Consider the following 13705-nt stretch of genomic DNA (forward strand, 5'->3'; position numbering starts at 1 on the left):
CTTCAGAAACGCGGTTTCACAGTCTTCCAATCCGGCTGGTAACGCTGCATCTGTTTTACGTCGTCGCGCTGGCGAATGCCGCAACTGAGGTACTGGTCATGCAGCTTGCCCAGTTGGTCATGGTCAAGTTCCAAGCCCAGCCCCGGTGCACGGGTAATCGTCACGCAGCCATCGACAATCGGCACCTTGCCGCCCTTGATGACTTCCTCGTCCGGCTCCTGCCAGGGGTAATGGGTGTCGCAAGCGTAATCAAGGTTGGGCACCGACGCGGCCACATGGGCCATCGCCATCAGGCTGATGCCCAGGTGTGAATTGGAGTGCATCGACACGCCCAGGCCGAAGGTCTGGCACATCTTGGCCAACACCTGGGTGTCGCGCAGGCCGCCCCAGTAGTGGTGATCGGCGAGGACGATCTGCACGCTGTTCAGCGCTACGCTGCGGCGGAACTCGTCGAAATCGGTGACCACCATATTGGTCGCCAGCGGGAGGCCGGTGCGTTTGTGCAGCTCGGCCATGCCGTCCAGGCCCGGGGTCGGGTCTTCGTAATACTGCAGGTCATCGCCCAGCAGTTCAGCCATGCGAATCGAGGTTTCCAGCGACCAATTGCCATTCGGGTCGATGCGCAGCGGCACGCCGGGGAAAGCTTTTTTCAGCGCCTTGATGCAGCGCACCTCATGTTCCGGTTCCAGCGCGCCGGCCTTGAGCTTGATGCTTTTGAAGCCGTAGGCTTCGATCATCCGCCGGGCCTGGGCGACGATCTGCTCTTCGTTGAGCGCTTCGCCCCAGCTGTCGGGCTTGTAGGGCGAGTCGATGTGTTCGGCGTACTTGAAAAACAAGTAGGCACTGAACGGGATCCGGTCGCGGATCGCCCCACCGAGCAAGTCCACCAGCGGCACGTTCAAGGCGTGGGCCTGGAGGTCGAGCAAGGCCACTTCGAACGCCGAATAGGCATTGCTCACGGCCTTGCTGGCGTGGGAGCCCGGCGCCAGTTCTGCGCCGCTGAGGCTCACGGGCTTGTGCGCGGCCACCGTGGCCTGGACGATTGCACGCAGCCCGTTCAGGTTGAAGGGATCGAGGCCGATCAGTTGCGGCTGCACCTGTTGCTGGATCGCCAGCGCCGGGGCATCGCCGTAGCTTTCGCCAAGGCCGATGTAGCCGGTGTCGCTCTCGACCTCGATGATCGAGCGCAGCGCGAAGGCTTCGTGGATACCGCTGGCGTTAAGCAGCGGCGGGTCGCGAAAGGCAATGGGCGTGACGGTAACGCGGACGATTTTCAAGAGGCTGCTCCCTGTGGGCCTGGACGCGAAGCGTGCTGATGTGTAGTCGGTGTGGGGGGCACGGTGCCCCTTGGTGCGGTGCGCGCAAAAAACACCACCACCGCCGCCACCAGGGAGGTAGCGGCCAGGCCATACAGCCCGCCTTCGATGGAGCCGGTGGACTGTTCCAGCAAACCAAAGGTGGTGGGGGCGACAAAGCCTCCCAGGTTGCCGACCGAATTGATCAAGGCAATCACCGCCGCGGCGATCCGGGCATCCAGATAACCCTGGGGAATTGGCCAGAACAAGGCAGAGGCGGCCTTGAAGCCAATCGCGGCAAAACAGATGGCGACAAAGGCGAACACCGGCCCGCCGGTGGTAGACATGAACATACCGAACGCGGCAATCACCAGCATCAGCGCAACCCATGCCTGCTGGTGCTTCCATTTGCTGGCGAGGGCGGCGAAACCGTACATGGCGACGATGGAAATCAACCAGGGAATCGAATTGAACAAGCCCACCTGGAAGTCGCCCAGGTTGCCCATTTTCTTGATCATGCTGGGCAGCCAGAAGGTGGCGCCATAGATGGTCAGGGCGATGGAAAAGTAAATAAAGCAAAACAGCGCGATTTGTCTGTCGGCGAGCAGCTTGAACATCGAGGGTCGGACAGTCCGGACGGCTTCACGCGCTAGCTGTTCCGCCTCGATGGCACTCACCAACGCGTGTTTTTCCTCTGCGCTGAGCCATGTCGCCTGATCGGGACGGGACTGCAACCAGAACCATACAAAGCCACAGAGCACGATCGAGGCAAACCCTTCAATCAGAAACATCCACTGCCAGCCATGCAGGCTAAAACCATTGATGTGCAGCAAGGCCCCCGACACCGGGCCGGAAATCACCGAGGCAATGGCAGAGCCGCTGAGGAAAATCGCCATGGCCTTGCCGCGCTCGGAGGCTGGCAGCCACTGCGTGAAGTAGTAGATGACACCGGAAAAAAAACCCGCCTCGGCGGCGCCGAGGACAAAACGCAGGACATAAAAACTGGTTTCACCTTTGACGAAGGCCATGGCCATCGCGGCCGCGCCCCAGGTGAACATGATGCGCGTCAGCCAGGCCCTTGCGCCGTAGCGCTGCAGGAGCAGGTTGGACGGCACTTCAAAGATCGCGTAGCCAATGAAGAACAAACCGGCACCGAGGCCGTAGGCGGCCGCGCCAATGCCCAGGTCGATCTCCAAATGGCTGCGCACAAAGCCAATGTTGACCCGGTCGATGTAGTTGACGATGAACATCACCACAAATAATGGCAGTACATGACGCTTGACCTTGGTGGCCGCACGGGCGAGCACGGTCGGGTCTGGCGGATTCTGAACAGTGTCCAAGGGCAACTCCCAATCATTGTTTTTTTAGGGACGCGTTGATCATGGACGTCGGGCATTGATCCCGTCTAATCTAACTTGGCATCCGATTGATACCTGGATTAGATCAATGTTCGAGCTCACTCAACTGCGTTGCTTCACCACTGTGGCCACCGAGCTGAATTTTCGGCGCGCGGCCGAACGGCTGAACATGACCCAGCCGCCGCTCAGCCGACAGATCCAATTGCTGGAACATCACTTGGGGGTCGAACTGTTTGCCCGCACCACCCGCAGCGTTGCCCTCACCGCCGCCGGCCGCGCCTTTTTTATCGAGGCGCAGAACTTGCTGGAACGTGCCCAGCAAGCGGCGGTGACGGCGCGTCGCTTCGCTGAGGGCGATATCGGCACGGTCAATATCAGCTTCGTCGGCAGCGCGGTGTACGAGTTTTTGCCACGCGTGATCGCCGAGGCGCGGCTCCGGCAGCCCCAGGTGAAGATCGACCTGTCAGAGATGAACACCTACCAGCAATATGAAGCGCTGCGCGCCCGCCGGATCGACCTGGGGATTGTCCGCGCGCCGCTGCTGGAGCCGGGCTACGCCACCGAATGCCTGGTGCGCGAGCCCTTCGTGCTGGCAGTTCCCAGCAGCCATCGGTTGGCCAATGCCGAGACGGTCAGCGTGCACGACTTGGACGCCCAGCCCTTCCTGATGTACGCCCACTCGGCCTACCCGCCGTTCAACGAACTGCTCACCGGCCTGCTGCGCTCAGCGCGCGTTGCTCCGGAGTTTGTGCAGTGGCTGGGGTCATCCCTGACCATCCTGGCGCTGGTCAATGCCGGTATGGGCCTGGCACTGGTGCCGCGTTGCGCCAGCAGTGTGGTGTTCAAGAACGTGGTGTTCCGCGATATCGACTTGGGCGAAGGGGCGCAAAGTGAGCTGCATTTGATCTGGCGCGAGAACAACGACAACCCGGCGTTTGCAATGTTGCTGGACGGGATTCGCAGTGCGGTACGTCAAGAATGGGATCAGGCACGCTAGCTCAATCCTCTTGAATACTTGCCTGATCCTCCGACTTCTCGGATTTCGGATAGATAGCCCTTGCACCGTGGTCTAGAGTTCGACAATGAGCGGCCGCCGCAACCTCATACTAAAAATGGCCGCATACACCGATGATCAGCAGGTGAGCCATGGAATTACGAATCAACCAGAAAACCTATCAGGTCGAAGCCGACGCCGACACGCCACTGCTATGGGTGATCCGCGACGACCTGGGCCTGACCGGCACCAAATACGGCTGCGGCCTGGCCCAGTGCGGGGCCTGCTCGGTGCTGGTGGACGGTAATGTGGTGCGCTCGTGTGTCACGCCAGTGGCCGGCGTGGTCGGGCGTGAAATCACCACCATCGAAGCGATTGAAGACGATGAGGTGGGCAAGCGTGTGGTCGCGACCTGGGTCGAGCATCAGGTGGCGCAATGCGGGTATTGCCAGTCCGGGCAGGTAATGGCCGCGACTGCGCTGCTCAAGCACACCCCCGCCCCTAGCAAGGCGCAGATCGACGCGGCGATGATCAACCTGTGTCGTTGCGGCACCTATAACGCCATCCATGCGGCGGTCGACGCACTGGCCAAGCAGGAGAGCGTCTGATGAGCATCCTCAATGAACTGCTCGAAGCACCGGTAAACCTGTCGCGCCGCCGCTTCCTGGCGAGCACGGCGGTGGGCGCGCTGGTGATCGGTTTCGGCCTGCCGCTTGGCGCGTCGAGGGTGCAGGCGGCCACGGCCAACGCGGCAGAACGTGGCACTCAGGTGCCGGCGTTTCTTGAAATTCGCCCGGACGGCACGGTGCGCCTGCTCAGTCCGTTCATGGAAGGCGGACAAGGCACCCACACCGCCATGGCGCAGATTGTCGGCGAAGAGCTGGATGCCGACCCCGCTACGTTTATCGTCGAAGCCGCGCCACCCGGCGAAGCGTATGTGGTGATGGACAACGGCCTGCGCATCACCGGCGGCAGCATGTCGGTGCGCATGAGCTACCCGACCATGCGCCGCCTGGGCGCCCTCGCCCGCGCGATGCTGCTGCAAGCCGGTGCCGCGCAGTTGGGTGTACCGGTTGCCGAACTGACCACCCAGCCTGGCCGGGTGGTACATACGGCTTCCGGCCGTTCGTTGGGCTACGGCGAATTGGCCAGTCGCGCCCTGGACATGCCGGTGCCCGACCCGGCCAGCATCACGCTGCGCGACCCAAGCCAGTTCCGCTGGATCGGCAAGCCGGTCAAACGCCTGGATGCCTACGACAAATCCACCGGCAAGGCGCAATACAGCATCGACCTGAAAGTCGACGGCATGCTTCACGCGGCTGTGCAGCATGCGCCACGCCTGGGCATGACCGTGGGCAGCCTGCGTAACCAGTCACACGTGCAAGCCATGAAAGGCGTGCATTCGGTGCACGTGCTCCCCGGCGCAGTGGCGGTGGTGGCTGAACGTTGGTGGCACGCCAAGCGTGCGGTTGAAGCGGTCCAGGTCGACTGGCAAGAAGCGGCTGCCGACTCGACACTGCGCGTCATGCCGGCGGACTTCTCCAGCGACAAGCACCGCGACTTCCTCGCCGCCCAGCAAGGCCCGGCCCGTGACGACGAAAACGAAGGTGACGTGGCGGCCGCACTGTCAGGCGCCAAGACCAAAATCGAAGCGACGTATCACAACCAGTACCTCAACCACGCCCAGTTGGAACCGCCATCCGCCCTCGCACGCTTCAACCCCGATGGCACCCTGGAGATCTGGCTGCCTAACCAGGCGCCGGACATGTTCCGCGCCGACATCGCCAAGCGCACCGGCCTCGACCTCGACAAAATCACCCTGCACTCGCCATTGCTGGGGGGCTTTTTTGGGCGGCACTTCTTGTATGACTCGGCCAACCCCTACCCGCAGGCCATTGCGCTGGCCAAGGCAGTGGGGCGTCCGATCAAGCTGATCTGGAGCCGTGAAGAAGAATTCCTGCGCGACGTGCTGCGCCCGGTGGCCGTGGTCAAGTTCCGTGCCGCACTGGATGACAAAGGCTTCCCGGTGGCCATCGAAGCGGTCAGCGCGACCGAAGGCCCGACCGAAGCGCTTGCCGGCAAACAGGGCGATAAAATCGACCCCACGGCCCTCGAAGGGTTGTCGGGCAAGTCCTACACCATTCCCAACAAACGCATCGCGCAGATCTACGTCAAAGGCGCGCCCATGCTCGGCTATTGGCGTTCGGTGGGCAACTCGCTCAACGACTTCTTCTATGAGTCGTTTCTCGACGAGCTGGCGGACAAAGGCGGACATGATCCCTATGAGCTGCGCTTGCATTTGCTGCGCGACAACCCACGGCTGACCACGTTGCTGCAAGTGGCGGGTGAATTGTCCGGTGGCTGGAAGCGTGGCCCCTTCACCGCCGAGGACGGCACCCGACGCGCTCGCGGCGTGGCCATGGCCTCGCCGTTCGGCTCCCACACGGCAGCGATCGCCGAAGTGTCCATCGAGAATGGGAAGGTCAAGGTGCACGATATCTGGCAGGCCATCGACCCGGGCAGCATCGTCAACCCGGCGATTGTCGAGGCGCAGGTCAATGGTGCCGTGGCGTTGGGCTTGTCCCAGACCTTGCTGGAAGAAGCGGTGTACGTGGATGGAAAACCACGGGCGCGCAACTACGACCTGTACCCGATCCTGGCGCCCGCACAGATGGCGCGGGTGCATGTACGGGTGGTCGAGAGTGGCGAAAAAATGGGCGGTATCGGCGAGCCGCCGTTGCCCGCCGTGGCACCGGCCGTGGCCAATGCGGTGGCGCAGTTGACGGGCCAGCGCGTGCGCAGCCTGCCTTTGAGCCGACACACTTTCAGCTGACCCTCAGGAAACGCCCATGAACAACCGTCGATTCGCAAGAACCGCAGGCTGGCTGGCGCTGCCCTGCCTGGTCGCCGCAGGCCTGCTGGCCTGGTATGTCACCCGTGAACCTGCTACTGCGTTCGAACAGGAACAGGCGGGTGCCAGCTTCGAACCCGCCTTGGTCAGCCGTGGCGAGTATGTCGCCCGCCTCAGCGATTGCGTGGCCTGCCACAGTTTGGCAGGCAAGGCGCCGTTCGCCGGAGGGCTGGAAATGGCCACGCCGTTGGGGGCGATTCACGCCACCAACATCACGCCGGACAAAAACACCGGGATCGGCACTTACAGCCTGGCTGACTTCGACCGCGCAGTGCGCCATGGCGTGGCGCCGGGTGGGCGACGGCTGTACCCGGCCATGCCCTACCCGTCCTACGTAAAACTCAGCGATGACGACATAAAAGCGCTGTACGCGTTCTTCATGCAGGGCATACAGCCGGCCAACCAACCGAATATCCCCAGCGATATTCCCTGGCCGTTGAATATGCGCTGGCCCATCGCACTGTGGAACGGCGTGTTCGCCCCAACCGCTACCTATGCAGCCAAGCCAGACCAGGACGCGCTGTGGAACCGCGGCGCCTATATCGTCCAGGGCCCCGGCCACTGCGGCAGCTGCCACACACCACGCGGCCTGGCCTTTAACGAAAAAGCCCTGGATGAATCCGGCAAGCCGTTCCTCGCCGGCGCCCTGCTCGACGGCTGGTACGCACCGAGCCTGCGCCAGGACCCCAACACCGGGCTGGGACGCTGGACTGAGCCGCAGATCGTGCAGTTCCTCAAGACCGGGCGTAACGCGCATGCAGTGGTCTATGGCTCAATGACCGAAGCCTTCAACAATTCCACGCAGTTCATGCAGGACGACGACTTGGCCGCCATCGCGCGCTATCTCAAGTCGCTGCCTGGCGACCCGCAGCGCGACGGCACGCCCTGGCAGTATCAGGCGGTGAGCACGAACCAGGACGTCCCCGGCGCCCGCACTTACGCGACCCGTTGCGCCTCGTGCCATGGCCTGGACGGCAAGGGCCAGCCCGAGTGGATGCCGCCCCTGGCCGGCGCCACGTCGGCACTGGCCAAGGAAAGCGCCTCCGCGATCAACATCACCCTCAACGGCTCGCAACGCGTGGTCGCCGCCGGCGTACCCGACGCCTACCACATGCCGGCGTTTCGCGAGCAATTGTCCGACCAGGAAATTGCTGAGGTGCTGAGCTACGTGCGCGGCACCTGGGGTAATAACGGCGGTGCGGTTGAGGCGAAGGCGGTGGGCAAGTTGCGCGGGCATACCGACCCGGCGAGCAGCAGCCCGATCATCCTGCATATGCGCTGAATTCAGGACTTCAGGTTCTTCACGCTGGCAAACGTTGCCTCGCCCCGCGCCTGCTCCAACACGTTCATGGGCGCGGGCGCAGGCAACGCGTGCAGCACCGGCTTGAGCACGACGGATCGCTCGCTGTCCGTGACTGAACGCTCATCGCTGGGCGGTACGCCGAAGTATTCGCGGTAGCACTTGGAAAAGTGCGGCGTGGACACAAAGCCACAAAGCACGGCCAATTCCACGATTGAAATGGGTGTCTGCTTGAGCAACTGCCGCGCACGGATCAGCCGCAGCCTGAGGTAATAGCGCGAAGGCGAACAGTGCAGGTACTTCTGGAACATGCGCTCAAGTTGGCGACGCGACAACGCGACATACGCGGCCAGCTCGTCCAAGTTGATCGGTTCCTCCAAGTTCGCCTCCATCAAGGCCACGATTTCCTGCAACTTGGGTTGCTGGGTGCCCAGCATATGCTTGAGGGGCACGCGCTGATGGTCCTGCTCGTTGCGGATCCGCTCGTACACAAACATGTCGGAAATGGCCGCCGACAGCTCATGCCCGTGATCCCGACCGATCAAGTGCAGCATCATGTCCAAGGGCGCGGTACCGCCCGAGCTGGTGAGACGGTCCCGGTCGAGGCTGAACAGGCTGGAACTGACAGTCACCCGTGGGAAGGCCTCCTGCATGGCGGCCAACCACTCCCAATGCACGCTGCATTCATAGCCATCCAGCAAGCCGGCCCGCGCCAACACAAAGCTACCGGTACAAATACCGCCCAGTCGCTTGGCGTAACGCGCCTGGCTGCGCAACCACTTGACCAGCTCGCCAGTCACGGTGCCCTGGATGCCGATGCCGCCACAGACAATCACAATGTCGGCGGGCGGCACGCCGAGTATCGAACCGTCAGGCGTGATGGGCACGCCGTCACTGGCCCACACAGGGTTGCCGTCCGGGCTCGCGGTATGCCACTTGTAAAGCTCCTGGCCGGACAGCTGATTGGCCATGCGCAACGGCTCGACTGCAGCCGCCAGTGACATCAAGGTGAACTGGTCCAGCAACACGAAAACGATGCTGCTGACAGGACGGGCACTCATGGCTGCGAAGCTGCGGCCACTGTTTTTTGCGCGCGTTCAGGCTGCCGCGCGGTGAGCAAGCCGATCAGGGAAATTATCAAGGCCAGGCCGATTGTCGAGGACACTTCAGAACGGTGCTCGGGGGTCACCAGCATCACCGTCAATGCGGTACAGATGAACGCAATGACCAACCAGGTCAGCCACGGAAACAGCCACATCTGGAAGGTCAGCGTGACGTTGCGCTGCCGTAGGATCTTGCGCATGCGCAACTGGGAAATGGCGATCACCAGGTACACCAGCAAGGCGATGGCGCCCGAACTGGCCAGCAGGAACTGGAACAGCCCGGCCGGCGCGAAGTAGCTGAACAGAGTCACTCCCGCGCCCAGGATCGTGCTGGCAATCACCGCCGCCCTCGGCACGCTCGCCGCCGAAGTCTTCCTCATCAGCTTGGGTGCGTCGCCCCGCTTGCCCAGGGAAAACAGCATGCGCGAGGCGATGTAGATCGAGGAATTCATGCAACTGGCCACGGCGATCAACACCACCCCATCCACCAGCAGTTTGGCGTGGGGAATGTTCATCAGCTCCAGCGCCCGTTGATACGAGCCTACAGACGCCAACAGCGGGTCATTCCATGGCACCACGGAAATCACCACGAAAATCGACAACAGGTAGAACACGCCGATGCGCCACATCACCGAGCGCGTGGCCCGGGCGATGTTCTGCGCCGGGTTGCTGGATTCGGCCGCTGCGATGGTGACCGCTTCGGTGCCGATGAAACTGAACATGATCGTGATGAAAGCCCCGACCACTGCCGACAGCCCGTTAGGCGCAAAACCGCCATGGTCCTCCATCAATCGGCTCAAGCCACTGGCCTCCCGCTCGGGAATCCAGCCCATCAACACCGCGAAGCCCAGACCGATGAAGCCGATGATCGCAATCACTTTCGCCATGGCGAACCAAAACTCGAACTCACCGTACTTGGACACGCTGAACAGATTGGTGACCACCAACAAAAAGATCGACAGCAAGGCAAACAGCCAAGCGTCGATCTGTGGGAACCACTGGTTGAGAATATGCCCGGCGGCCAGGGCTTCGATGGGGATCACCAGCACCCAGAACCACCAGTACAACCAACCGATGGTGAACCCGGCCCAGCGGCCGATGGCCTGGTCGGCATAGGTCGAGAATGACCCTGTATCGGGGTTGGCCACCGCCATCTCCCCCAACATGCGCATGACCAGCACCACCAGCGTGCCGGAGAACAGATAGGCCAGCAGCACTGCCGGCCCAGCCGCGGCGATCGCGTGTCCGGAACCGACGAACAACCCCGCGCCGATGATGCCCGCAATGGAAAGCATGGTGACATGACGCGGCTTGAAGCCCTGCGCCAACTGGCCGTTCGAATCGTTGGAGTTCAGGCTATTCATTGTTTTTGTTGTTCTCGGTGATCGACGTCAGGGCGTACTGACTGAAGGGTCAGGCGATCATCATTTCTTAATGATGGGTCACCTTACGCGGCCTGACTTCCCTGAAAACAGCCTGAAAGCGGCAGGGATTGGTCTGATATCGACATCGGTGCGGGGCCTGCGTTTATACCGCTCTGTTATGGGCAGACTCTCGCGGAGCCCCGGCGTGTTCGCCTTGCTGATTGTCGACAACGTTCATGACCACGTGGTGCTCCCTGCTCCACACCACTCACCTTGATGAGCAGACGTTTACACCCCGCCACAAAAAGTCATCTCTTGGACCTTTCATCGCATCACTGCGTCCTCGGTTTATTTCTGACTCTTGCGCTTCTGGTATTATGGTATACCATCATACGCAAACCAATCGCATCCCGTTGGAGCAGCCATGAGTTTCGAAATCCGCAAGATCGTCAGCTACGTAGAAGAAACCTTCATCGAAGGCGGCAAAGCCTCCGACACCCCCGTGAAAATGGTCGGCCTGGCCGTTGTGCTGAAAAACCCCTGGCTGGGCCGTGGTTTTGTCGAAGACCTGAAGCCGGAGATCCGTGCCAATTGCTCCGACCTCGGCGCGTTGATGGTCGAGCGCCTGGTGGGCATCATCGGCGGTGCCGAGAACATTGAGGCCTACGGTAAAGCGGCTGTGGTCGGTGCCGACGGCGAGATCGAACATGCCAGCGCGATCATCCATACCCTGCGTTTCGGCAACCACTACCGCGAAGCGGTCAAAGCCAAAAGCTACCTGAGCTTCACCAACAAGCGCGGCGGCCCGGGCACCTCGATCCAGATCCCGATGATGCACAAGGACGACGAAGGCCTGCGCTCGCACTACATCACCCTGGAAATGCAGATCGAAGACGCGCCGCGGGCCGACGAAATCGTCGTGGTGCTGGGTTGCGCCGATGGCGGCCGCCTGCACCCGCGCATCGGCAACCGGTATATCGACCTGGAAGAACTGGCCGCCGAAAAGGCCCAGTAAGCCAGGCAAGCCCCCCAATAAAAAAAGGCATGCAGGAGCGCTCCATGATTCGGCTCACCGCTGAACGCACCCCGGCTGGCACCAGTTATCTGGCGACCGGCCAAGGCCAGCCTGTGGTTTTGATCCACGGCGTGGGCCTGAACAAAGAAATGTGGGGCGGGCAAGTCGTTGGCCTGGCCACACACTACCGCGTGATCACCTACGACATGCTCGGCCATGGCGCCAGCCCGCGCCCGGCCGCCGGCACGCCGCTGCTGGGTTATGCCGACCAACTGCTGGAGCTGCTCGACCACCTGCAACTGCCCCAGGCCACTGTGATCGGGTTTTCCATGGGCGGTTTGGTGGCGCGAGCGTTTGCCCTGCACTACCCCGACCGCCTCAAAAGCCTGGTGGTGCTCAACAGTGTGTTCAACCGCAGCCCCGAGCAGCGTGCCGGCGTGATCGAACGCACCGCCCAGGCCGCCGAACACGGGCCGGATGCGAATGCCGAAGCGGCGCTGTCGCGTTGGTTCAGCCGCGAATACCAGGCGGCCAACCCGGCGCAGATCGCCGCGCTGCGTCAGACCCTGGCGGGCAACGACCCCCAAGGCTACCTGACCACGTATGAGCTGTTTGCAACCCAGGACATGTACCGCGCCGATGACCTCAAGGGTCTGCGCGCCCCCACCCTGGTCGCCACCGGCGAACTGGACCCCGGCTCGACGCCGGAAATGGCCCGGCAACTCGCCGATCGTATTCCGGGGGCCACGGTTGCGGTGCTGGCTGAGCAACGGCATATGATGCCGGTGGAATCGCCGCGCCTGGTCAATCAGTTGCTGCTGGGGTTTCTTGACACCGTATACGCCCAAAATAATCCAATAAAGGGGATCGTTGCATGACGCTTGAACGCTTCCAGATGTGCATCGGCGGTGAATGGGTCGATGCCCTTTCCGGCAAGACCTTCGACAGCCTTAACCCGGCCCTGGCCGAGCCCTGGGCGCAACTGCCCGACGCCGACGAAGCGGATGTGGAGCGCGCCGTACAGGCGGCCCAAACGGCCTTTGACAGCCCGGCCTGGCGTGGCCTCACCGCCACCGCGCGGGGTAAACTGCTGCGCCGCCTCGGTGACCTGATCGCCGAGAACAAAGAGCAACTGGCCCAGCTGGAAAGCCGCGACAACGGCAAGCTGATCCGCGAAACCCGTGGCCAGGTCACCTACCTGCCGGAGTTCTTCCACTACACCGCAGGCCTGGCCGACAAGCTCGAAGGCGGCACCCTGCCCCTCGACAAGCCCGACCTCTTCGCCTACACCGTGCACGAAGCCATGGGCGTGGTCGCCGCGATCATTCCATGGAACAGCCCGCTGTACCTGACCGCGATCAAACTCGCGCCGGCCCTGGCAGCAGGCAATACCATCGTAATCAAACCCTCCGAGCATGCCTCGGCGACCATCCTCGAACTGGCGCGCCTGGCCCTGGAAGCGGGCATCCCACCTGGCGTGGTCAACGTGGTCACAGGGTATGGCCCCAGTACCGGCGCCGCCCTCACCCGCCACCCGCTGGTGCGCAAGATCGCCTTTACCGGCGGCGCGGCCACGGCGCGGCATGTGGTGCGCAGCAGCGCGGAGAACTTCGCCAAGTTATCCCTGGAATTGGGCGGCAAGTCACCGAATATCATCTTTGCCGACGCGGACCTGGACAGCGCCATCAATGGTGCGATTGCCGGCATTTATGCTGCGTCCGGCCAGAGTTGCGTCTCCGGTTCGCGCCTGCTGGTGCAGGATGAAATCTACGACGAGTTCGTCGAGCGCCTGGTGGCGCGCGCCCAGCGTATCCGCATCGGCAACCCTCAGGACGACGCCAGTGAAATGGGCCCCATGGCCACCGCACAGCAACTGGCCGTGGTCGAAGGCCTGGTGGCGGATGCCATCGCTGAAGGTGCACGCCTGCGTACCGGCGGCAAGCGCCCGCAGAACCTTGGCGAAGGCTGGTTCTACGAACCGACGTTGTTCGAGTGCGACCGCAACTCGATGAAGATCATGCAGGAAGAAGTGTTCGGTCCGGTGGCGTCGGTCATCCGTTTCAAGGACGAGGCCGAAGCGCTGGCCATCGCCAACGACTCGCAGTTCGGCCTTGCCGCCGGCATCTGGACCCGTGACCTGGGCCGCGCCCATCGCCTGGCCCGCGACGTGCGTTCGGGCATCATCTGGGTCAACACCTACCGTGCCGTCTCGGCCATGGCGCCCATCGGCGGCTTCAAGAACAGCGGCTACGGACGTGAAAGCGGCATCGATTCGGTGCTGGCCTACACCGAGCTGAAGACGGTGTGGATCAACCTCTCCCAGGCGCCCATGCCTGATCCTTTTGTGATGCGTTAAGAGTCCACC

The 13705-nt window shown here is 62.5% G+C and carries 11 protein-coding genes; 7 read left to right on the forward strand and 4 right to left on the reverse strand.

Annotated features, from left to right (window positions below):
- Positions 1–2 precede the first annotated feature (2 nt).
- Both JBO08_RS22745 and JBO08_RS22750 read right to left on the reverse strand, forming a co-directional pair.
- A complete protein-coding gene (locus tag JBO08_RS22745) occupies positions 3–1277 on the reverse strand; it encodes a glucarate dehydratase family protein (RefSeq protein ID WP_065876274.1) in 1275 nt (424 codons plus the stop codon).
- A complete protein-coding gene (locus tag JBO08_RS22750) occupies positions 1274–2635 on the reverse strand; it encodes an MFS transporter (protein ID WP_220074980.1) in 1362 nt (453 codons plus the stop codon). The genes JBO08_RS22745 and JBO08_RS22750 overlap by 4 nt, the downstream gene beginning before the upstream one ends.
- A gap of 106 nt (positions 2636–2741) precedes the next feature.
- Between JBO08_RS22750 and JBO08_RS22755 the strand changes: the two genes are divergently transcribed.
- From JBO08_RS22755 to JBO08_RS22770, 4 genes are all read left to right on the forward strand, one after another.
- The gene (locus JBO08_RS22755; protein ID WP_065876275.1) at positions 2742–3650 is read left to right on the forward strand and encodes a LysR family transcriptional regulator; all 909 of its coding nucleotides are present in this window, start codon (positions 2742–2744) and stop codon (positions 3648–3650) included.
- A gap of 149 nt (positions 3651–3799) precedes the next feature.
- The gene (locus JBO08_RS22760) at positions 3800–4255 is read left to right on the forward strand and encodes a (2Fe-2S)-binding protein (RefSeq protein ID WP_065876276.1); all 456 of its coding nucleotides are present in this window, start codon (positions 3800–3802) and stop codon (positions 4253–4255) included.
- Positions 4255–6480 (forward strand): molybdopterin cofactor-binding domain-containing protein, encoded by a 2226-nt coding sequence (locus tag JBO08_RS22765; RefSeq protein ID WP_065876277.1) that lies wholly within the window; start codon positions 4255–4257, stop codon positions 6478–6480. The genes JBO08_RS22760 and JBO08_RS22765 overlap by 1 nt, the downstream gene beginning before the upstream one ends.
- Positions 6481–6496: 16 nt before the next feature.
- Positions 6497–7840: a cytochrome c gene (locus JBO08_RS22770; RefSeq protein WP_220074979.1), complete on the forward strand. Its 1344-nt coding sequence runs from the start codon at positions 6497–6499 to the stop codon at positions 7838–7840.
- A 2-nt stretch (positions 7841–7842) separates the two neighbouring features.
- Here JBO08_RS22770 and JBO08_RS22775 read toward each other — a convergent pair whose 3' ends face one another.
- Together JBO08_RS22775 and gabP are read right to left on the reverse strand one after the other, a co-directional pair.
- Positions 7843–8919 carry a GlxA family transcriptional regulator gene (locus JBO08_RS22775; RefSeq protein ID WP_065876279.1) on the reverse strand — a complete coding sequence of 359 codons (1077 nt, stop codon included), beginning with the start codon at positions 8917–8919 and terminating at the stop codon, positions 7843–7845.
- A complete protein-coding gene (gabP, locus tag JBO08_RS22780) occupies positions 8916–10325 on the reverse strand; it encodes a GABA permease (protein ID WP_065876280.1) in 1410 nt (469 codons plus the stop codon). Before gabP ends, JBO08_RS22775 begins: the two co-directional genes overlap by 4 nt.
- Before the next feature lie 424 nt (positions 10326–10749).
- On the opposite strand from gabP, the gene JBO08_RS22785 reads away from it, so the two are divergent.
- From JBO08_RS22785 to JBO08_RS22795, 3 genes are read left to right on the forward strand one after another with little or no spacing between them, the layout of a single operon-like run.
- Positions 10750–11340 (forward strand): amino acid synthesis family protein, encoded by a 591-nt coding sequence (locus JBO08_RS22785; protein ID WP_049708911.1) that lies wholly within the window; start codon positions 10750–10752, stop codon positions 11338–11340.
- 44 nt (positions 11341–11384) lie between these two features.
- The gene (locus JBO08_RS22790) at positions 11385–12218 is read left to right on the forward strand and encodes an alpha/beta fold hydrolase (protein WP_049708912.1); all 834 of its coding nucleotides are present in this window, start codon (positions 11385–11387) and stop codon (positions 12216–12218) included.
- Positions 12215–13696 (forward strand): aldehyde dehydrogenase, encoded by a 1482-nt coding sequence (locus tag JBO08_RS22795; protein WP_065876281.1) that lies wholly within the window; start codon positions 12215–12217, stop codon positions 13694–13696. Before JBO08_RS22790 ends, JBO08_RS22795 begins: the two co-directional genes overlap by 4 nt.
- Positions 13697–13705: the final 9 nt, after the last annotated feature.

The organism is Pseudomonas sp. LAP_36, assembly GCF_019456785.1.
GTDB classification, from domain to species: domain Bacteria; phylum Pseudomonadota; class Gammaproteobacteria; order Pseudomonadales; family Pseudomonadaceae; genus Aquipseudomonas; species Aquipseudomonas tritici.